Below are 21604 nucleotides of genomic sequence, written 5' to 3'. Positions count from 1 at the left end.
TATCATGGAAAGCCATACAATTATAGATAGATACTTTAAAGAAGAAATAATTAATGGATTGAAAATATCAACAAAGCATTAAATCTATTAATCTTTCTGCCCATATGAGTTTTTTCTTCTTAAGAGGAGTTACATTCGTATCTTTAAAATCAAATCCGATCAATGTGATTGACTTTGCTCCCATTTCTTTTGCAATAAAAACGCTTCTGTCACCATCAGTAAATCCACCAAAGTTATAGACATTGTTAAAGGGCTTTGATTGCGTGGTTCCTATCACTCTTTTCAGGCGCGGCAATTCTTCACCCAGCGTATCAATGTTATCACCATGGGCATGCACTACCATTATGGCGCCAAGTTCGTTGGCTTTTGCTTCATCGTCTATATTGCCATCAAGGTCTGTAACGATTATATCCGGGGTAATTCCGTTGTTCATCAGAACACTGGTCGCGCCGTCAGCAGCAATGACCACGTATTTTTTGAAATCAATTTTTTTTTTAATATCATCTTCAAGGCAGGGCGCTTTGCCGCATACAAGAATATCCTTTCCATTGATGGCCTTTTGCAGCAATTCGATCTCAATAACATCAGGTGGTTTTTTCCTTGCCTTCGTTTCAAGCATTTTTGAGAGCAGGCGGGCAGAATTTTCATCATATATCCTGTCAAAATTCATGTCTTCAAGGATCAGTTTATATATCGGTTCCCATTCCTCAAATTTCATATTAAAACAATAAAAAATAATTATAGTAAAAAGCAAATGAACGCAAATCTGTTAACCGGTTATCTGCGTTCATCTGTGTTTGTCTGCGGTTTTCCTGGTTTTTATGTATCAGATCAGTTTCCCATCCTCAGAGGATAATTTCAATATCCAGTTCCTCGGCTAATTCTTTATAGCGGTTCCTTATCGTCACTTCGGTTATTCCTGCGACTTCGGCGACTTCGCGCTGTGTTCTCCTGTCACCGCACAGGATCGAGGAAATATAAATTGCAGCGGCAGCAACACCTGTCGGGCCTCTTCCGCTTGTAAGTTCTTTTTCGGATGCCTGCCTGAGGATCTCTACGGCCTTTGACTGGACTTCTCCGCGAAGGGTGAGTCCTGAGCAGAAACGCGGCACATAATCAATGGGCGATGTCGGGACAAGCTTCAGGCCAAGCTCTCTTGAGATGAACCTGTATGTTCTTCCGATCTCTTTCCTGCTTACTCTTGAAACTTCTCCTATTTCATCAAGGGTCCTGGGTACATTGCACTGCCTGCATGCTGAATACAAAGCTGCTGCTGCAACGCCTTCAATGCTTCTTCCCCTGATAAGGTTCTTATCAACGGCTTTCCTGTATACGACGGCTGCTGTCTCTCTCACGTTCTGTGATAAACCCAGGGCTGATGCCATCCTGTCAAGTTCTGATAATGCAAATGCAAGGTTTCTCTCGGTCGCATTGCTTACACGTATGCGGCGCTGCCATTTCCTGAGACGGTATAACTGCGCCCTGCTCTTACTGGATATGGATTTCCCGTATGAATCCCTGTTTCTCCAGTCTATCATAGTGGATAATCCTTTATCATGAATGGTATAGGTCATTGGCGCACCGACACGGGACCGTTTCATTCTCTGGTCATGGTCAAAAGCTCTCCATTCCGGACCCTGGTCAATAAAGTCCGCATCAACTACAAGGCCGCATTCATTGCAGATAAGTTCAGCCCTTTCATAGTCATGAACAAGGGCGTGGCTCTTACATTCGGGGCACTCTACTGTTGCTTTCTCGAACTGACCGACCTTTTCTTTTTCTTTCTTCTGCCTGATGCCTTCTTTTATTTTCTCTCGTTCGGTCTTCTCAATTTCCTTTACTTTTTCAATTTCTGCCATTTCACACCTTTCCTTTATGCCAAATAGACCCTTTCTTTTTTTAATTTCGTTATTTCAGAGTCTTTGATTTCATTGAATAACTTGATAGATATGTAGGGATTCTTCTCCGGGCCAAATAGTTCTTTTACCCTGCCTATCTTTTTCATCGTTTTTGTAATAACCATTGAATTCGGGTACAGGCCACTTGATTCAAGCGTTTTATCGGCGCGTACTATCAGTATATTATCGATAGAGTGAAGAACAGTTCCTAATCTTTTCAATTTTTACCTCAGCGAAAGAGTTATATATTCAAATATGTAGTATATAAGCATATCGCTTACTATTTAATTTTTTCCGGACAATAATAAAATATTTCATGTTTTAAAAGGATATTTATATCAATCAAGCCCCTTATATGATCATATGGAATATATCGAAACAATATGCCCTTCATGCTCACCTGATACACCGGTTAACCATATTATTCTTAAAGGGGGAAAAGAAGAATTATTGCAGTGCCAGGAATGTAAGTCAGTCCATAAAGAGAAAAAACCAAAAAATTTACTGGTAAGGGTGATTGTAAGCAAGGGGAAAGAATCAGTCCATACAAGAGCAATGCTTTCCGGTATCATACGAAAAGATGATGAGATCCTGATAGATGATGAAACAACGGGTGAAGCATATCTTGTAAAGATAACTTCTATAGAAGGTAAGGATAAAAGACTGGATGAAGCTAATGCAGACGCTATTAAAACAATATGGGCAAGAGCAATCGATGAAGCCATTGTGAAATTTGCAATAAGTCACCGGGAAACCACAGAATCCGTATCTATGCGCGTACCTGGTGACAGGGAATTTGTGATCGGGGATAAAGTAGAAGTAAACAACCGGAATTTAAAGATCGTGCGGATAAAAATAAGGGATGGCGGATTTAAAAGTAGGAAAGGTGTAGCCATCAAAGCAAAATATATAAAGCGGATATATGCTGATTCCGGTATCAAGGAACCTAAACGATTTTCAAGGGCAAAAGGAGAGCGTGTTGTGATCAAAAAGAGGGAGTCATTATGGAGTTTGAGGTCAAAAGCAACCAGCTGATAGAAGAATTGAGGCGGCACGGGATAAGCAAACGTGTGCTTGAGGCGATGAAAAGCATTCCCAGGCATCTTTTTGTTCCGGAAAGAGAACAGGATAATGCATATGGCGATTACCCATTAATGATAGGTTTCAATCAAACGATATCAGCCCCTCACATGGTTGCTATAATGTGCGATCTTCTCGATATCAGGGATGGAATGAAAGTTCTTGAGATCGGGGCAGGATCGGGATATCATGCTGCTGTCATGGCAGTACTCGCGGGCCGCGGGCATGTCTATACTGTTGAGAGGATCGAACCCCTGGCATTACTTGCCCGCCAGAACTTAAAAAAAGCAGGGGTCGAAAATGTGACTGTAATTGTCGGGGATGGATCGCTTGGTCTTCCCGGATTTGCACCGTATGATCGGATAAGTGTTGCTGCCGCATCTCCTGAAATACTTGATACCCTGACCGACCAGCTTAAAACCGGGGGAAAACTGATCATACCTGTAGGAAAAAATTATCAGGAATTATATCTTGTTACAAAGACCGATGGTTTGAAAAAAGAAGTGAAAGGGGACGTAGTATTTGTACCCCTTGTCGGGAAAAGAGGATTTTAGGATTGGAATCAGAGCGAATGAAGTTCACCTGATTGGATTTTCTCAACCAGTTTGTTCCATTCATTCTTTTTCAGTCTTACTATATTCGTATCTTCACCGATCAATACTTCATCACCGATCGTCTCAACGGCCGGACAGCAGCTTTTTTCGCATATATAAACTTTCATTTTATTCACCGCATGCAAGTAAGCATGCAAAGATATTAATGTTTTTCATTTTGTATAATATTTAGAAATACATAAATACCAAACAATCAATCTAAGGCCAGAGGTACAAAAATGTTTTTAATAGGTGAAGCTTTAATCGGAGAAGCACCGGAACTTGCTCATATTGATTTGATGATCGGAGAAAAATCAGGCCCTGTAGGACAGGCATTTGCGAACGGTTTTACACAGCTTTCCATGGGACATACTCCTCTTCTTTCAGTAGTAAGGCCAAACCTTCTTGCAAAACCGGCAACACTTATTGTTCCAAAGGTCACCGTCAAGAACATGGCCCAGGCCGCCCAGATATTCGGACCTGCACAAACCGCTGTGGCAAGAGCCGTGGCAGATTCGGTTGAGGAAGGCGTAATACCACAAGACCAGGCTGAAGACCTGAGTATCGTTGTAAGCGTTTTTATCCATCCTGAAGCAAAGGATTACAATAAAATATACCGTTACAATTATGGCGCTACAAAGCTTGCAATAGAGCGCGCAATGCAGGGATTCCCGGATGTCAAGACCCTCATGTACGAGAAAGACAGGACCATGCATCCGATCATGGGATTCAAGGTAGTCAGGTTATGGAACCCGCCTTATCTGCAGGTTGCATTTGATATGCCGGATATTGAAGCTGTCAAGAACATCTTAAAACAGGTACCCCAGAGCGACCACCTTATCATAGAGGCAGGAACTCCTCTTATCAAGAGATATGGTGTTAATGTAGTGCAATCTATCAGGGAGGCACGTCCGAATTCATTTATAGTAGCCGACCTGAAGACACTTGATACAGGCAATCTTGAAGCGCGCATGGTCGCAGATGCAACTGCTGATGCAGTTGTAATCTCAGGACTTGCGCCGGTCTCCACTATCGAAAAAGCAATAATAGAAGCCAGAAAGACCGGTATTTATGCAGTCATCGATATGCTGAACGTTGATAAGCCGTTATCGGTAATAAAAGCCCTTTCTGTCAAACCGCATGTTGTGGAACTGCACAGAGCGATTGATACTGAAGGAAAGGCAGAACATGCATGGGGCGACATTTCAGCAATGAAGAAGTTATCCGAGAGGATGCTTGTGGCGGTTGCCGGCGGCATCCGTGTGGATACTGTTAAGGAAGCTCTGAGATCAGGCGCAGATATAATCGTTGTTGGACGAGCCATCACAAAAGCAAAAGATGTGAGATCCATGACAGAGCAGTTCATCGAAGAAATGAAGCAGCCTGAGATAGACCAGTACAGGATAATGACAGACTTTTAGTATGAAGGTATAGAATACTAACGCAATAATCCATATGTATATAGGTCAAAAGAGATTCCCTCCGTGATCAATATACATTGGATATTTTTACATTCCCGATCGGAGCATCTAAAATTTTTTTATACTCATATTTCGTAAGGATGTTTTGTTAGAAATCATAGCTTTGAAGTGACCACTGTTCAGAGGGTGGACGTATTATATCATTATGGAATGCCCTACAATCTATTCTGGTGGTCATTCAGGTCATCTCTGGATATATCAATGTTATACTAAGTAATTGCTGAATAAATTAGCTTTTTTGCCATAATCATACTGATAGTTAATAATAACATACTGTCATCTGCAAATAACGTGCTGTCATTTGAAGAATGGCTTACCAACAGTGATTTTTTAGCACTTGCAATGAAGGCATTCTGAGGTAGAGAGGATTTTCAAATAATTCGTTTATGAAAATGAGTTACATATTTAAAATATATAAATAATTAACATTTTATATTTGTATTTTATTTGGAGTTTTCTGTAAAATTTGTGGGATTGAAATGTCCAAATAAATTAGAATATCCATTGATGCAACCAAAGATTATAAACAATCAAAAACGTAGCAAAAACAAGTATAACTATTCCAAGAAAAAAAGTCCATTTTCCTAATTTCCAAAAACTTTGTTTATTATATTCTTGAGATTCATCAGGAGTTGTCTTCCATTCATTATTTACAGATTGTATAAAAATACAAATCGAACTTATCATAAAGAATAGTGAAGCCGTTGAAACCAAACTAACTGCAAACTTGCTTGCTGTAACAGGCGAAATCGCAAAGAAGGTCAGGCATAAACCTGCCATAAGCGCGGGATAAGTTGAATCAATTAATGGTTTCATTCGGTCGTTCAAAATTAACCCTCATTGAACTTTTTAATGAATTCAGTAAATTCTCTCAATGGAGGAATTTTTTCTTTTAATGCTTTTTTTGTTTCTTTTGTATTAGTATCAATATTTTTTTCAAAATCAACCAAAAATTCATCAAATTTATTACAAAATTCACCCATATTTTTTCTGTAACCTTTAAAATCGTATTTCTTCTCTAATTCATTTATAACTTCATTTTTTATTAAATCACAGAATTGTTTATTTCTTTTTTCTAATAACTCTTTCTTTTTCTTTGCTATTAATTTCGCTTCTTCTCCAAGTTGATCAATCTGTAGGTCAAGGTCAAGTCCCATCATATCATCTGTCATGGTCTACCACCATGATGTCTCTGCAATTTCGTTATTTCGAGTGCTGATTCTGGAATAAAAAGTGGTTTTTCTTTAAATCCTCGCATTAATTCATCGAATGTTGATTTCTCCGTTTTATCTTCAATTTCTAACGATTCTCCACTTTTGATAACCGAGAATAATTTAAGTGCTGTGAAAGCAAGCTCCTCATTAGATGTAATAGACGCAACTTTTGTAATAAATTTATTCAATGATTTTTTAATTTTCTCTGAGATAAGAACCATCGTCGGTTTTCCCATACCCGTTATTAAACCTAATTGGTAAAAAAGTTCGTCATCAATATCTCTGTCGAGAATCATAAGAACAAAATCATTTTTCTTTACTTCCTCTTTAAACTGTGGACTATTTTTAAATTTATTACGTGGAAAAGATGTTATATTAAATATGAAATAATCCAACATTCTTTCTTTAAATCGATATGCTGAGTTGCCGGTTACATCTCCGCATAAATAAATACTGGACACAGGAAAACTTTCATTTTTAGAGTGTAAATACTTTGTATAAAATTTTATTATTAGTTCTAATACGATTTCATTACTGAGCTTTGATTTTTTGGATTCGTTAAAAGCAATTTGCGTTAAATAAAGCCATCCTAAATCAGTTTGTTCAGCGGCTAATTGTTGAAACTTTTCAGATTCAACTTCATTTTTTTCATTTAGAGAGAGGAAAAAGTAATACTTAGCTAATAATTTATGGACATTTGTTTCTTTATCTTTTGCTTCTTTTCGTTTATCAGCTGCTTTTTTATAGAAGTCTGCTTTTTCATCGGATTTTTCAGATGCGTTTGCCAGTGAGACATAATACCGCGCAGTGTATATTTGAGCTTCCTTTATATCCCCTGCTTTTGTAAATTCATCTGCCACTTTTTTATAAAATTTTGCAGATTTTTTATAGAGTCCTACCGCCTCATCAAGTTTGCCTTTTGAATCTGCTAGAGACTCATAATACCGTGCAGTGTAAATATAGGCGTCCTTTAATTTCCCTACTTTTGTAAATTCATCAGCTGTTTTTTTAAAGAGCTCTGCTTTTTCATCAGGTTTATCAGATACATTTGCCAGTGAGACATAATATTGTGCAGTGTATATATGGGCGCCCTTTATGTCCCCTGCTTTTGTATATTCATCCGCTGCTTTCTTGAAAAATTCTGCTGCTTTATTTAAGAGCTCTGCTGTTTCAGGTTTATCAGATGAATTTGCCAGTGAGAGATAATATTGTGCAGTGAAAATATTAGTGTTCTTTGAATCACTTGCTTTTATGAATTCATCTGCTGCTTTCTTGAAAAATTCTGCTGCTTTCTTATAGAGCTCTGCTTCTTCATCAGGTTTATCAGATGCATTTGCCAGTGAGACATAATAATGTGCAGTGTATATTTGGGCGCCCGCTATGTCCCCTACTTTTATAAATTCATCTGCTGCTTTTTTATAGAGCTCTGCTTTTTCATCAGGTTTATCAGATGCATTTGCCAGTGAGACATAATACCGCGCAGTGTATATTTGAGCTTCCTTTATATCCTCTGCTTTTGTAAATTCATCTGCTGCTTTTTTAAAGAGCTCTGCTTTCTCATCAGGTTCATCAGATACATTTGCCAGTGAGACATAATATTGTGCAGTGTATATTTGGGCGTTCTTTATGTCGCCTAATTTTGTATATTCATCGGCTGCTTTTTTATAGAATTTTGCAGATTTTTTAATGAGTCCTGCCTCCTTATCAGGTTTATCAGATGCAATTGCCAGTGACATATAATACATCGCAGTGTAAATTTGGGCGACCTTTATGTCCCCTGCTTTTGTATATTCATCAGCTGTTTTTTTAAAGAGCTCTGCTTTTTCATCAGGTTTATCAGATGCATCTACCAGTGAGACATAATATTGTGCAGTGTATATATGGGCGCCCTTTATGTCCCCTGCTTTTGTAAATTCATCTGCTGCTTTTTTAAAGAGCTCTGCTTTTTCATCAGGTTTATCAGATGAATTTGCCAGTAAGATATGAGACAATGCAATAACCATATGGGCATTCTCTGTGTCCTCTGCTTTCGTAAGTTCATCCGCTACTTTTTTATATAATTCAGCAGTTTCATTAGGTTTCTCGGATATCCATGCATCTACTAATGATAGCAAGATCGGGTCTTCAATTTTCTCATAATAATCTTTAACTTTTAAATGATATTTTTTTATTTTTATATCATTTTTATTTGAATCAGCGAGTAAATCATAATAACTAGCCTTGGCAAAATTAACTGTTTTGTCATTTAATTTTACTCCTTTTATTTGTATTTTTTTCCATAGTTTCTTTGCGGTTTTAAAATCCTTTTTTTTTATAGCAATAATTGTTTTCCTAATATCAGCTAAAACAGCAATTTGGTTAGAATCTGCCTCTTTTTTTAGCCTATCGGTCATGATTAAAGCGTAATCCCAATTTCCAAGTGCTATAGAATACATTAAAAAATTAAACTCTTTAGATTCCATTGTTTATCCTCAATGACTATCATATAAACTTTATGTCTCATGATTTTTCCCTTCTATCATTTTAGATATTAATAAAGAATATGTCGTACATAAACCGAATTGTGCAAATCATGTGAAGAGTGGTCATCATTACAGGTCTTCATACCTTGGAGATTTTATGCAGGTGCTTAAAACTGCATATAGTCCAGCTTATATACCGTTTTTTTTGTCGCTGCTTAGTGATTTCATTTTATTTTGCTGATTTTCTTATATCGCCGCAGCTTGTCGATTCAATTAATCCAAAAGCGCAAAAATAAAAATATAGTGATCTATCAGGGTGATCCAGTTCCAGTGATCTACCTACCAGTGATGCGAACTTTGCTGACGCAAGACTCTCAGCTATCTACGCTCCTGGATCACCGCTCTTATCGCAACTTTGAGCGTCGATATTTTATCTCTCCTCGACTTTTCCGAGATATTTAATAACCTTCTGCTTTATTTTTCCATCTACCCTTACCGATTTGACAAGATAGCGATACTCCTGACCATTGATTTTTTTGATGCGCTCAAACATTATTTCTCCGCCAATTTTTCAAGGATCGCTTCGAGGCGGGTGTTATGTGCTCTCCGCTCTTTGTTATGCTCTCGCATTTCTATAACAAGTGCCGAGGTATCCCCTTTTATTGCTGAGATATCCCCCTTTATTTCTGAGGTATCCCCCTTTATGTTTTTCAATACTTCGACCCCCGCATCCAGCTATCTTCCGATATCGATTTCATCATCAGACGATACTTTTGTGAAATTATCTGGAAGTTCAATATATACAGATAATTTCTGTTCTTTGATACCAGCAATTTCAGCGCCTTTTTCTGTTCCCCGTATCCTTATTTCTTGAGTGAAATTATTTATCTCGGTATCCTCACCTGAACAAAGGATTTTAACACTACCGTCTTTTGCATTAAAAACCATCCCCGGCAGACCAAACGCCCTTCCAATATGCTCTATGGTGTTCCTGAAACCAATGTCCTGAACATTTCCTGTGATTGTTATGCTATGAGTCGAAGCCGTCATATAGAATACAATGTAATGCCTAAACATATTTAAATATTGGGATAACTTCACTTTTAGACATTACACTTTCCGTTTATTAAATTTTTGGCGGCTGCGCCTCCGGGTATTCTCTCACAAGAGAATATAACAATATAATCCAATTTTAAAGGTTGGGCATCAGGCCCTTCCTCTATTCCCGTTATTTAAACAGATTATTGCGGTTGCATTATTATTTTATTCACTTACAGCTAAAGCCTCTAAGCGGTCCTGCGTGGATATAAAGAAATCCTGGGGGATACTTATCCTGTTTCCTGGAATCTGTTCGTCTAATCTTTCAAGAAACAGTTTATCCATATCGAATAGATAGTATGCCCTCTCATTGAATATCTCGTCCATGGTATTATCATTAACGCCCATTTTTCTCACCGATCAATGATTTATTTTTTCCGAATATATAGTTTTTCCTTGGGTAAAGATAAAATGCATAAACTGCGAAAACTTTTTATATGATCACCATCATAAGTATGATGCAGTTATCGGCCTGTGATATAAAAACGGGATGGTTGCAGGTTTGAATTAAATTGCATCAATGTGGCGGTCACAGATCGCGAAATTATGAACAGAACAATAAGATGTGAGCAGTTATGGTCAAGAAACATGATACCAGCACAGAATTTGAAATAAATAAAGATGCCTATAAGATATGGTCTGATACCTGTGGCGATGTCTCGAAAATGTGGGATGAATCCCATACAAAAATTTTGAAACCATGGGTTGAACTGATGGGAGAAATGTCTGATAAGACAAAAGAAATCTCCTTAAACTCGGCGCCGGATAATTATAAGGAATTTTATGACGAATGGATGAAAACATACGAAAATTCGTTTGGAAAGTTCTATCCTGTTTCGATCCCTGCGCCTAAAGAAACACTTGAAAACTTCATAAAAATATCAGGTGAATCAAATAAACTTTACAGGGCATGGATAGAAGAATCAGAAGAAAATACAAGAAAGACAGCTGAATTACTTAAAAATGGGGCTGACCCTGCAAAATTCAAAGAGTGTTTTGAAATGTGGATGAAGTCCTATGACAAAATGTCGAATGACTTTATAGAACAACCCGCAATTAAATACCAGAAAGAGATATTTGGAAATTATACAGGCATACCCGATTTCTATTCTGAAACCCTGTTGAAAATGTCAGCAATGTGGAGAGATTCTTTTAATAAACTGTATAACCCGTGGATGGAAACCATGCAAAAGCTCTCCCGGAATATAGAGAAGATCTCAAAAGGCACTGCAGGCCCTGAGGCTTATAAAGAATTTTTTGACCTGTGGGTAAATACATATAAAGAAAACTATAAAAAAATGATTGACCCGCAGTCTGCGATATCATCTAACGAAGCGTTCGAGAATTTCATAGAGAGCAGCAATATCAGCCTGAATCTATATAAATCATGGATTTCGGCTATGGAAGGAATGCACGAAAAATTCAAGGATCATTCTAGGATCATGAATGACCCCGAAGCTTGTAAAGAATTCTTTAATCTCTGGGTGAAGATGCATGAAAAGGCTATTGAAGATGTCTTTGATAAGATGCCAATGGTGTCTCCGGTCAAAGAGATGATAGAGCCTATAAGGGATGCATGTAAACTCTATGCCAACGCATCCATAAAAATGTCAAAAACGTGGATGGATTCATATACACGCGCTGCACGCTCCAGGGTTTGAATATGAACCCTGGTGAAATACCTGCTATTGGCCCGTCAAGAGAGAAAACAGAAAAAATGATGAAAGTTTTTCCTCTCTTTATGGACTTTTATAATGTATGGATGGACTCTATTTCTGACTTTTCGAATCTCTCCCTTGAGGCAATGAACAGGATGCATGACAAAACCGCAAATATGGGGTGTGAGATAAGTCCTGAGAAAAATAAAGAAATATACAATATCTGGATTGAGACCTACAGCGATACCTTTAAGGAATTCCTGGGATCAGGTCATTTTGCCAGGGATATGGGTAAAATCACCTCACTTTTGATCGACGCTCAAAAATACAACCGGGAAATGCTTGAAGAAAATTTACTAAAACCCATGAATCTGCCCACAAGTACAGATATTGATGAACTGAACAGGGAGTTATATTCTCTTAAAAAAACAGTACGAGAATTGAACCGGAAAATCAACGAACTATCGCAGGGAAAATGATTATTTTATGATTCAAATGACGAACGGACTTAATTTAATTGAAGAAAATTTTACAAAATTTACAAAGGGTTGTGAAATAATTTCAGAATTGACCGAAATTTCCGTGGGAACAACCCCTCATAAGATAGTATATAGTGAAGATAAAATGAAACTTTATCACTATAAACCAACAGTGAAAAATCCCTTCCCGGTTCCTGTTCTTATGATATACGCTCTTGTAAACCGGTATTATATCCTGGATCTTTCGCCAGATAAAAGTGTAATAAAGAACCTGCTGGATAAAGGCTTTGACGTTTATGCAATTGACTGGGGATACCCATCGGGAATGGACAAATATCTCACGATAGATGATTATGTAAATGGCTATCTGAATAACGCTGTGGATTATGTAAGGAAAGAATCGGGAGAAGATAAAATTTCCTTATTAGGCGTATGCGTGGGCGGAACTCTATCCGCGATGTATGCAGCACTTCACCCTGAAAAGGTAAAAAACCTGATAAGTTTCGTTGCACCTATCAACTTTGATACCGATAAATCCCTGCTCAATATCTGGGCAAAAGAAATGGACGTGGACAAAATAGTGGACTACTACGGTATAGTTCCCGGGGATTTCCTGAACATGGGATTCCTTCTTCTTGATCCTTTCAGGCTTATGATCGATAAATATGTGGGATTTTTAGAACGGATCGATGATAAGAAAACCGTAGAAAATTTCCTGCGCATGGAAAAATGGATATTTGACAGCCCGGGCCAGGCAGGTGAAGCTTACAGGCAGTTCATGAAAGACTGTTACCAGAAGAACCTCCTGATCAAAAACAAAATGGAAATCGGAGGAAAAAGGATCGATTTGAAGAAAATTTCCATGCCCTTGCTTAATATTATGGCACAATTTGATCATCTTGTTCCGAATGAGTCAAGTAAACCCCTGACAGAGGCTGTATCGAGTACTGATAAAGAATCTATGGTCTTCCCGACCGGTCATATTGGTATGTTCGTTGGCTCAAAATCCCAGAATGAAGTTTGCCCGAAAATCGCACAATGGTTAAAACCAAGGTCCATTGCCAGCCAAGATGAAACTCCCGGAAGCACAGATGCGGGTAGCGATCAAAATAAAACCGGTGTAAAGAAAAGCAAAAATAAGAAAAGTAATCGTAAATCGAAGGAGATCATGAAATGAGAGTTGAAAACAAGGTCGTAATAATAACAGGATCAGGAAGCGGCATTGGCCGGGAGACTGCAATACTGTTTGGAAAAGAGGGCGCTAAAGTCGTAGTGGCGGATATGAATGAAAAAGGAGGCCAGGAAACAGCGGAAATGATAAGGAATAACGGAAGTGATGCATTCTTTGCAAAGCTTGATGTATCTGACAGGGAGCAATCAAAAGAAGTTGTAAAAGATACACTGGAAAGATATGGAAAGATCGATATCCTGATCAATAATGCAGGAATTATCCAGGATGCATTGATTTCCAAAATGACTGAAGACCAGTGGGACAAAGTCATTACCATAGACCTCAAGGGACCTTTTAACTGCATCCAGGCAGTTGTAGAAGCAATGACAACCCATGGGACAGGCGAAATCATCAATGTGTCTTCAATTGTGGGATTGTACGGTAATATCGGCCAGTCAAATTATTCAGCAGCAAAAGCAGGACTGATCGGATTGACAAAAACCCTTGCCAAGGAACTGGGAAGAAAGGGAATAAGGGTCAATGCGGTGGCTCCGGGATTTATATATACCCCGATGACTGCAACTGTACCTGAAAAAATACTTGAGATGATGAAGGAAAAAACACCGATAAAAAGACTTGGCCAGCCTGATGATATCGCATATGCACTGTTATATCTTGCTTCGGATGAGGCGAATTTCGTTAATGGGGCAGTCCTTTCTGTTGATGGCGGACTCCTCCTGTAATCCGGGTGGCAACTATGAAGAATGTAGTAATCGCTTCTGCGACCCGTACCGCAATAGGAAAATTTGGTGGAAGTCTTAAAGATTTTAATCCGGCGCAACTTGGTTCTGTGGTATTGAAGGAAGCATTAAAGCGGGGAAATATAGCAGGAACCGAAGTTAATGAAGTCATAATGGGAAATGTACTTTCTGCAGGGCATGGCCAGAATGTTGCACGCCAGGCGGCGATTAGCGCAGGTATCCCGGTAGAAGTATCCTCATTCAGCGTAAATAAAGTGTGCGGCTCAGGTTTAAAATCAGTTGTCCTTGGGGCACAGGCTATAATGCTTGGCGATGCTGATGTTGTACTGGCAGGCGGCATGGAGTCAATGTCAAATACCCCTTACGCCTTAAGAAAGGCCCGCTGGGGAGCCAAAATGGGCAATGATGAACTTGTGGACCTGATGGTTCATGACGGTCTGTGGGATATTTTCAATAATTATCATATGGGCATTACAGCAGAGAATGTAGCTGCAAAGTTCGGGATTTCCAGGGATGAACAGGACGATCTGTCAGCAAAGAGCCAGAATAAAGCGGAGGCTGCCATTAAAGCCGGGAAATTCAGGGACGAGATCATTCCTTTGCCGATCCCTGTTCCAAAAGGCGAGCCTGTTCTTTTTGATACTGATGAATTCCCGAGGTTCGGGACAACAAAAGAATCGCTTGCTAAACTGAAAAGCGCATTTAAAAAAGACGGTACTGTGACAGCAGGCAATTCTTCGGGGATTAATGATGGTGCAGCTGCTTTGCTTTTAATGTCTGAAGAGAAAGCGAAAGAAAAAGGGATTGTTCCCCTTGCAACTATCAAAAGCTATGGTTTATCAGGGGTAGCTCCTGATATTATGGGCACAGGGCCGATCAATGCAAGTAAAAAAGCTTTGCAGCGGGCAAATCTTTCCGTAAGCCAGCTTGACCTTATTGAGGCAAATGAGGCATTTGCGGCGCAAAGTATTGCGGTCAACAGGGAACTTGGTCTTGATCCCCAAAAGGTTAACGTTAACGGCGGCGCCATAGCCCTGGGACATCCCATAGGGGCAAGCGGCGCAAGGGTACTTGTTACACTTCTCCATGAATTAAAGAGAAGGAATGGCGCATACGGCCTTGCAACCCTCTGTATCGGAGGAGGGCAGGGTATAGCCGTTGTTGTAAAGAGGTGAATTTATGGGTTGCAGGAAGAAAGGCAGACTGGATGGTAAGGTTGCCCTGGTCACCGGAGGCTCAAGAGGTATCGGGAAAGCTATCTCTTTACGCCTCGCAGAAGAAGGGGCGGACGTGATAATTAATTACCAGAATACGAAAGAGCATGCTGAGACGGTTTCAAAGCTCATCGACATGATGGGCATGGCAGACAGGCTTGAAAAAATTGCCTCGCAGATACACAGGATGAATAATAAAGAACATGCAAAGGAGTTTTTAAGACAACTGGACGCTATTGAAAAGCACTCTTATATATGCCAGGCAAATGTCAGTGATTTTGAGCAGGTAAAAAAGATGCAGGAGGAAGTCATAAAACAATTCGGGAAACTGGACATCCTGATCAATAATGCCGGAATAGTAAGGGATAAATCTTTTGTAAAAATGACTTCTGACATGTGGAATGATGTTATGCATGTGAATCTGGACGGGTCCTTCTATTGCACCAAGGCGTTCATAGAAGGAATGCTTGAGAGAAAGTACGGCAGGATAATCAATATTTCTTCAGTCATCGGAAGAATGGGCAATTTCGGGCAGGCAAATTATACTGCATCAAAAGCAGGAGTGATTGGACTCACAAAGGCGCTTGCGAAAGAATTTGCAGGGAAGGGAATCACCGTGAACGCAATTGCACCCGGATTTATTGAAACCGATATGGTAAAAGGTGTCCCTGGCGATGTAATGGATAAGATTCTTGCGAAAATTCCTCTTGGCAGGCTTGGTAAAGCTTCCGAGGTCGCAGGGACTGTTGCTTTTCTTGCATCGCAGGAAGGGGATTATATTACAGGACAGGTTATTGACATAAATGGAGGACTCTATATCTGATTTAATTGTTAGTTAACAATTCTGTGTGCCTCTTCCAATGATTCCTTTATTTTTTGATCTTTTCTTCGCTTTTTATAAACCCGATATACATCACAGCAACACCAAGCAGTTCGAGTACATAGAGCGCCCATTCCATGCCAAATCTGGATAGACCGCCCCCGGATGCCACCAGGAGCGCACCTATCGCGATGAATAAGTTATAACTTCTTCGTGTGATGTACAAGGAATATAAGGCGCCGCCGATTAATGCGATTGAGCCCGGGATTGTAAGAAACGGGGATATCATTCTAACATTGGCAGGCATGGCACTGCCTCCGACGATTCTCCCTTTCAGTTTTTCAGAAGCAACATCGGCATTCAGGGTTAAAATAATAAGAGCAGCTATAACCACCGCAAAATAAATGGTTAAATATTTTCCAGCGCGCCTGTTGAATAGATAAACTGTCCCAAGCCCCAATATCGCAACAAGAGAGGCTATTAGTACGTAATAAGCCCGGTACATGGGCATATCCCAGCCATATATCTCGGAAATAAACTCAAATAAGGTGGTAATTGAAAAAATAAGAAGCCCAATCCCCCAGATAAACTGGTATATTTTCCTCCTTTGTGAATACTGGTAAAACACCGAAATTGTAAAACACAGGCTTATCAGTGTGGTAAGTAAAGGGGCAAGAGATTGTATTAAAGAATCTGAACTAAGTATCATTTATCCTCGCTATTATCGATGGAAAACGATATGGATAACTTTAAATTAATCATTTATATGGTTTGTGCTTAAAAAATATAAAAAATATGAGAATATTTACTCATTTTGTAAATGGAAACCAATATAGTTATGGAATTTATCAATATCCTTGATATGTCGAAAAAAATACTTTTTTTATTGACGGCAACAGCACTGGTTGTTTCGATTTATATGATATTCTTTCTTGCGCCTGTTCCCATTGATCCTATGGAAGCTGCAGGAGATCCGGTAAACTTCAAAATATTCTACTTTCATGTTCCCATAGCAGCAACCGCTTATCTGGCTTTTGCAATTGTATTTGCATCCGGTTTTATGTATCTGCGGACAAAGCTGGAAAAATGGGATATAATAGCAGTTTCGGCATCGGAAATCGGAATTATATTCGCATTCCTTACTCTTATTACCGGTTCAATATGGGCAAGATCAGCATGGGGCGAGTACTGGGTATCCTGGGATGTCAGGTTAAACACTTCTCTTGTTCTTTTTTTGGTCTACTTATCCTATCTCATGGTGAGAAAATCAATAGATGAACCTGAGAAACGCGCAAGGCTCTGCGCAGTTTTTGGCATTTTCGGCTTTATAAGTGTACCATTAAGTTTCCTGTCCATCAGGTTATGGAACAGGGCTACCGTTCATCCGGTTGTGATAGGACCGGGAGGAGGAGGTATCAGCGGGGATACTGTGATTGGTACGGTTCTTATGAACGTCATTGCATTTTTCCTTCTCCTGGCATCTCTGATCATTTTACGCATGGACAATGAGAAACTGGCTGAAAAGATTGCTTCTATGAAACGTGCGAAGAACCTGTGAAAAATACAAAAATAAGCCGTAAAGTACTTAAGTTTACACTCCTTGTAAATATATATATGATAGAACTGGACAATCTCGATGTAAAGATACTGGCACATTTGCAGAGCAATAGCAGGGAATCATTCCAGGAGATCGCAAAGCGCTGTCTTACAAGCGTTCCCACGGTCAAGAGCCGTGTTGACAGGATGCTTGAACTCGGAATTATCAATAAGTTCACAATAGATATCGATAACAGCAAGCTGGGGATAACCGAAGCGATACTCCTTGTAAACGCAAAACCCGGCGCTGTCAGCAGGATAACTGAAGAGCTCCGGGGGATTGAAGAGGTTAAGGAGCTGTATGTAACCTCTGATTCTGATACAGCCATCGTTTCAAGAGTAGCGGGGGACATGCAGCGGATTCTTGCAATACAGGAGAGTATAGACCTCACTGATGTGAATAACATCCGTATATTATCAGTAAAAAACGCATTCGCAAAGGAGTCAACGATTCCTCTTGCGTCCTCCAGCATAACACTGACCTGTTCTTATTGCGAAAAGAGAATGGCAGGAGATGCAGTAAGAAAGAAATTCGATGATAAAGACTATTTCTTTTGCTGCACCACCTGTCAGGGAGAGTTTGAAAAGAAATACAGTAAAATGATAGCAAAGATTTAAAGTATGGACACAAATTACAATAAATATATCCCTGCACTCAGCTATAAATGGTTTACACCTTTTTATGATCCGATAATGCAGTTGCTCATGCGTGAATCCACATTCAAGCGCAGCCTTATTGAGCAGGCTAAAATAGAAAAGGGTTATAATGTACTTGACATCGGCTGCGGTACAGCCACACTCACCATTCTCATAAAGAAAGTTCATCCGGATGCTGAAGTGACAGGTCTTGACGCAGATCCTGAAATCCTCAAGATGGCCAGGAAAAAAGTAATAAATGCAGGCATTAACATCAAATTTGACCAGGGGATGTCGTTTGAACTGCCATATCCGGACAGTACTTTCGACCGTGTAGTTTCAAGCCTGGTTTTTCACCATCTGAGCCGGGAAAACAAACACCGGACATTTAAAGAAATATTCAGGGTTCTGAAACCCGGGGGAGAACTGCATGTTGCAGATTTCGGGAAACCACATAATGCTCTAATGTATTTGATATCACTGGTGTTCAGGCATCTTGAAGAAACAAAAGAGAACATAGATGGGCTGCTGCCCGATATGTTCCGGAAAGCGGGATTTGAACAGGTGGAAGAGACTGCAAGATTTATGATGCTTTTTGGCACGCTTTCCCTGTACAGGGCAATAAAATCCCGATAAATGGCAATAAAATGATAAAACAAAAACGCGTATTCCTTATTCTTATAATTGCAATTATAGCCTTGAATATGAATTTTCCTGGAAATGCCACCTCTTCTGAAGAGCCTGCTCCTTCCCTCCAGTGGTTTCCATCCTTAGCTGCTGATAATGGCACTGTTTACATTGTCTGGGCCGATGAGCGAAATGGCAATTATTCACGGATAATGAACAATATACCTCATAAATCCGGGGACATATATCTTTCAAAAGGAAGATTCAAAAATACCTGGGTTTTTGATAGAAATATAAGGATAAATGAAATTAAAGGAACTACAGGGCACGGTTCACCCTCTATAGCCGTTGATGACCGTAATATCTATGCAGTCTGGGAAGATGACAGATATGGATTTGAAGAGCTTTATTTTTCATACTCTGAAAAAAACGATATAAGGTTTAAAAAAGATATACCGGTTGCTGAAGATACAGGAAGCCATGTGCTGCCCTCCATTGCAATCCTGAATGAAACCGTATATGTGGCAAAGATGAACAAGAAAACCTGGGATATTGAATTCGCACAGGGACGTTCTATAAACAGTGTTTACAGGTTCGATAAACCGGTACGGGTCAATGATGATCCCGCAGGTAACTGGCACTATGCACCATCACTTTCTATGGATGATGAAAAAAATGTGTGTATTGCCTGGCTGGATGCGAGAAATGGCAATTATGATATTTATTTTTCACACGGGACCAAAGAAAACGGGACATGGAGATTCAGGACGAATGTGAGGGTGAATGATGAGTCTGCAAATGTATCCCATTATACTCCTTCAATTGTATTTGAAAACTCAAGTGTGTATGTTGCATGGTATGATGACAGGAATAAAGATTTTGATATATACTTCTCAACAGGCAGGTTCGAAAATGAAAGCTGGAAATTTGACAGCGACATCCGGGTAAATGACGATGGGATAGGCGATCAGATGCATCCTCAAATTGTTGTGAGAGGCAGTGAAATCTTCATTGTATGGGAAGATGATCGAAACGGCGGGCCTGACATTTATTTCTCAAAAGGTGAGAAGAAGAATGGAAGCATTGAATTCATAAAAAATGTAAAAGTAAATGATATCAAAGGTAAGCATTACGACCCTCAAATAGGGGTCGAAGGAAGCAATGTGTATGTTGCATGGCAGGCGGAAAATATCCCGGATACATACTTAAATACGGGGGACGGCGGAGATATATTTTTTTCAGCCGGGAAATACGATGGCAGGATATGGACATTTGGCAGGAGTATCAAAATAAACGATGACCTGACAGATTCTTTTACAGAACCGGAGCCACTATTCCTGGGACTGGTTCTTGTTCCGGTTATAGTATCGGTCATAATTATGGGATTCTTAAGAAAACATGGAAAACGATAAAAATAACCCGGAAAAAAGAAAATACGATGTGCTTCAACAGAAGGCTGTAGTATCGCTTCTCAAGAACCACAAAACCCGGTTCCTATTCCATCTGCCAGCAGTCCTGCTATTTGCAATAGTGGTGATTGCAGGCTTTTTCGGAATCCAGAACAGCAACAAGAGCCTTACAACCATTTCAATCTGGGTTATCTGGTGGTCGCTTCTGATAATAAGCCTGGCTCTTGCAGGAAGGGTATGGTGTTTTATATGTCCTTTTGGTGCTATCGGGGAATGGGTACAGCATCACACTTTGAAAAAAGTTGATGACGCTTCCGGTTTCAGGAAATTCCCCGCAGGATTCAGAAACCTGTCTATTGCAGCGGCGCTTTTCCTTGCGATCACATGGGCTGATTTCCAGTTCAATCTTGTGAACAGCCCGCTTTTGACAGCATATTTTATTGTTGCTTTGCTGGGTCTTATTGTAGTAATATCGATAATCTTTGAACGCCGATCCTTTTGCAGGTATGTATGCCCTATAACCGGATTAATAGGTTTATACTCGATGTTCGCACCTGTTGAATTGAGAGTAAAGGAGAAAGAAACATGTAAAGCCTGTAAGGAAAAATACTGTATATCAGGCAGCGAAAATGGATATCCATGTCCGGTATTCGAATATCCGGGGACCATGGAGAAAAATACACATTGTATCCTCTGTATGGAATGTGTTAAAACCTGCCGCAGGGATAATATTTCCTTAAATCTTCGTTCTTTTGCAGGAGATTTTTTGAATTTGACAAAGACCAGGATGGATGAAGCCCTTTTTATCCTGTTGCTCCTCGGAGTGACTATATTCCAGACACTAATAATGATACGGCCGTGGGCTGTTTTTACACAGGGTTTAATGATCTATACAGGCGCCGGTTATGATACAGTTCGATTCGTTTTATTTATTGCTTCATCTGTAATTCCCATTCTTATCTATTCGATAATCATCGCTGTTTCAAAATTGCTCAATCCAAAAACATCATTTAAAGAAACCTTCACAGGCTATGCTTACTCAATCATTCCCCTGGGATTGCTGATGCACCTGTCCCATAATCTCCGCCATTTACTGGAAGAAGGAACCGGGATCGTTCCTGTACTTTCGGATCCTTTTGGTTTTGGATGGGATATATTCGGGACTTCAGGATATATGCCCGCCCCGCTTCTCGATAATAATTATATTCTCCTGACCCAGTGGCTGCTTATGTTTATCGGGTTGGGTTTCTCCATTTCAATCGGCAAAAATATTTCAAGGAGGATGTCTCGCACAGATATGGCATATTTCCCAGTACTGGTCTTCGTTCTCATACTTTTCATTTTGAATCTCTGGATACTCGGGCAGCCGATAATGCATAAACACTGATCATTTGCCTTAGCAGCCCA

23 protein-coding genes are annotated in these 21604 nt (G+C 39.7%); 14 read left to right on the top strand and 9 right to left on the bottom strand.

What is annotated here, in order from left to right:
• Positions 1-67 precede the first annotated feature (67 nt).
• From FIB07_11860 to FIB07_11850, 3 genes are all read right to left on the bottom strand, one after another.
• On the bottom strand, positions 68-718 hold the full coding sequence (locus tag FIB07_11860) for a DUF115 domain-containing protein (GenBank protein ID NJD53550.1): 651 nt from the start codon (positions 716-718) through the stop codon (positions 68-70).
• Positions 719-845: 127 nt separating this feature from the next.
• Entirely contained in the window at positions 846-1859 is a 1014-nt protein-coding gene (locus FIB07_11855) for a transcription initiation factor IIB (GenBank protein NJD53549.1), read from the bottom strand.
• Positions 1860-1873: 14 nt separating this feature from the next.
• Positions 1874-2119, bottom strand: a complete 246-nt coding sequence (locus FIB07_11850; protein NJD53548.1) for an H/ACA RNA-protein complex protein Gar1 — start codon at positions 2117-2119, stop codon at positions 1874-1876.
• 142 nt (positions 2120-2261) lie between these two features.
• On the opposite strand from FIB07_11850, the gene FIB07_11845 reads away from it, so the two are divergent.
• The 3 genes from FIB07_11845 (at position 2262) to FIB07_11835 (ending at position 4992) form a co-directional block, all read left to right on the top strand.
• Entirely contained in the window at positions 2262-2933 is a 672-nt protein-coding gene (locus FIB07_11845; GenBank protein ID NJD53547.1) for a hypothetical protein, read from the top strand.
• Positions 2903-3532, top strand: coding sequence for a protein-L-isoaspartate O-methyltransferase (gene pcm / locus FIB07_11840; GenBank protein NJD53546.1), 630 nt, complete (start codon positions 2903-2905; stop codon positions 3530-3532). Before FIB07_11845 ends, pcm begins: the two co-directional genes overlap by 31 nt.
• A 278-nt stretch (positions 3533-3810) precedes the next feature.
• Entirely contained in the window at positions 3811-4992 is a 1182-nt protein-coding gene (locus FIB07_11835; protein NJD53545.1) for a bifunctional 5,6,7,8-tetrahydromethanopterin hydro-lyase/3-hexulose-6-phosphate synthase, read from the top strand.
• Between the two features lie 552 nt (positions 4993-5544).
• Here the strand turns inward: FIB07_11835 and FIB07_11830 are convergent.
• The 5 genes from FIB07_11830 to FIB07_11810 form a co-directional block, all read right to left on the bottom strand.
• Positions 5545-5880: a hypothetical protein gene (locus FIB07_11830; GenBank protein NJD53544.1), complete on the bottom strand. Its 336-nt coding sequence runs from the start codon at positions 5878-5880 to the stop codon at positions 5545-5547.
• A gap of 2 nt (positions 5881-5882) precedes the next feature.
• Positions 5883-6224: a hypothetical protein gene (locus tag FIB07_11825; protein NJD53543.1), complete on the bottom strand. Its 342-nt coding sequence runs from the start codon at positions 6222-6224 to the stop codon at positions 5883-5885.
• Positions 6221-8728 (bottom strand): hypothetical protein, encoded by a 2508-nt coding sequence (locus FIB07_11820; protein NJD53542.1) that lies wholly within the window; start codon positions 8726-8728, stop codon positions 6221-6223. Before FIB07_11820 ends, FIB07_11825 begins: the two co-directional genes overlap by 4 nt.
• A 735-nt stretch (positions 8729-9463) precedes the next feature.
• On the bottom strand, positions 9464-9805 hold the full coding sequence (locus FIB07_11815; GenBank protein NJD53541.1) for an acylphosphatase: 342 nt from the start codon (positions 9803-9805) through the stop codon (positions 9464-9466).
• Between the two features lie 186 nt (positions 9806-9991).
• Entirely contained in the window at positions 9992-10174 is a 183-nt protein-coding gene (locus FIB07_11810) for a hypothetical protein (protein NJD53540.1), read from the bottom strand.
• A 227-nt stretch (positions 10175-10401) separates the two neighbouring features.
• On the opposite strand from FIB07_11810, the gene FIB07_11805 reads away from it, so the two are divergent.
• Genes FIB07_11805 through FIB07_11780 form a run of 6 tightly spaced genes read left to right on the top strand, consistent with a single transcriptional unit; the run spans position 10402 to position 15932 of the window.
• Positions 10402-11487, top strand: coding sequence for a hypothetical protein (locus FIB07_11805; protein ID NJD53539.1), 1086 nt, complete (start codon positions 10402-10404; stop codon positions 11485-11487).
• A 2-nt stretch (positions 11488-11489) separates the two neighbouring features.
• Positions 11490-11963 carry a hypothetical protein gene (locus FIB07_11800; protein NJD53538.1) on the top strand — a complete coding sequence of 158 codons (474 nt, stop codon included), beginning with the start codon at positions 11490-11492 and terminating at the stop codon, positions 11961-11963.
• Positions 11964-11979: 16 nt separating this feature from the next.
• Complete coding sequence (phaC, locus tag FIB07_11795; protein ID NJD53537.1) at positions 11980-13140, top strand: class III poly(R)-hydroxyalkanoic acid synthase subunit PhaC; 1161 nt, start codon at positions 11980-11982, stop codon at positions 13138-13140.
• Positions 13137-13877, top strand: a complete 741-nt coding sequence (gene fabG, locus FIB07_11790; GenBank protein NJD53536.1) for a 3-oxoacyl-ACP reductase FabG — start codon at positions 13137-13139, stop codon at positions 13875-13877. The genes phaC and fabG overlap by 4 nt, the downstream gene beginning before the upstream one ends.
• Before the next feature lie 14 nt (positions 13878-13891).
• The gene (locus FIB07_11785; GenBank protein ID NJD53535.1) at positions 13892-15070 is read left to right on the top strand and encodes an acetyl-CoA C-acetyltransferase; all 1179 of its coding nucleotides are present in this window, start codon (positions 13892-13894) and stop codon (positions 15068-15070) included.
• 4 nt (positions 15071-15074) lie between these two features.
• Complete coding sequence (locus tag FIB07_11780; protein ID NJD53534.1) at positions 15075-15932, top strand: 3-oxoacyl-ACP reductase FabG; 858 nt, start codon at positions 15075-15077, stop codon at positions 15930-15932.
• A 46-nt stretch (positions 15933-15978) separates the two neighbouring features.
• Here the strand turns inward: FIB07_11780 and FIB07_11775 are convergent, their stop codons facing one another.
• The gene (locus FIB07_11775) at positions 15979-16638 is read right to left on the bottom strand and encodes a hypothetical protein (protein ID NJD53533.1); all 660 of its coding nucleotides are present in this window, start codon (positions 16636-16638) and stop codon (positions 15979-15981) included.
• Positions 16639-16782: 144 nt separating this feature from the next.
• Here FIB07_11775 and FIB07_11770 point away from each other — a divergent pair, with 144 nt between their 5' ends.
• From FIB07_11770 to FIB07_11750, 5 genes are all read left to right on the top strand, one after another.
• Complete coding sequence (locus FIB07_11770; GenBank protein ID NJD53532.1) at positions 16783-17487, top strand: cytochrome C assembly protein; 705 nt, start codon at positions 16783-16785, stop codon at positions 17485-17487.
• Positions 17488-17543: 56 nt separating this feature from the next.
• Entirely contained in the window at positions 17544-18143 is a 600-nt protein-coding gene (locus tag FIB07_11765; GenBank protein NJD53531.1) for an AsnC family transcriptional regulator, read from the top strand.
• A gap of 3 nt (positions 18144-18146) precedes the next feature.
• Positions 18147-18797, top strand: a complete 651-nt coding sequence (locus FIB07_11760; GenBank protein NJD53530.1) for a methyltransferase domain-containing protein — start codon at positions 18147-18149, stop codon at positions 18795-18797.
• Positions 18798-18865: 68 nt separating this feature from the next.
• Positions 18866-20200, top strand: a complete 1335-nt coding sequence (locus FIB07_11755; GenBank protein NJD53529.1) for a hypothetical protein — start codon at positions 18866-18868, stop codon at positions 20198-20200.
• Positions 20187-21584 (top strand): 4Fe-4S binding protein, encoded by a 1398-nt coding sequence (locus FIB07_11750; GenBank protein NJD53528.1) that lies wholly within the window; start codon positions 20187-20189, stop codon positions 21582-21584. Before FIB07_11755 ends, FIB07_11750 begins: the two co-directional genes overlap by 14 nt.
• The last annotated feature ends 20 nt before the right edge of the window (positions 21585-21604 follow it).

Source organism: Candidatus Methanoperedens sp., assembly GCA_012026795.1.
Lineage (GTDB): Archaea > Halobacteriota > Methanosarcinia > Methanosarcinales > Methanoperedenaceae > Methanoperedens.
Note: the sequence above shows the minus strand (reverse complement) of the source record. Positions and strands in the feature narration are given on the sequence as shown.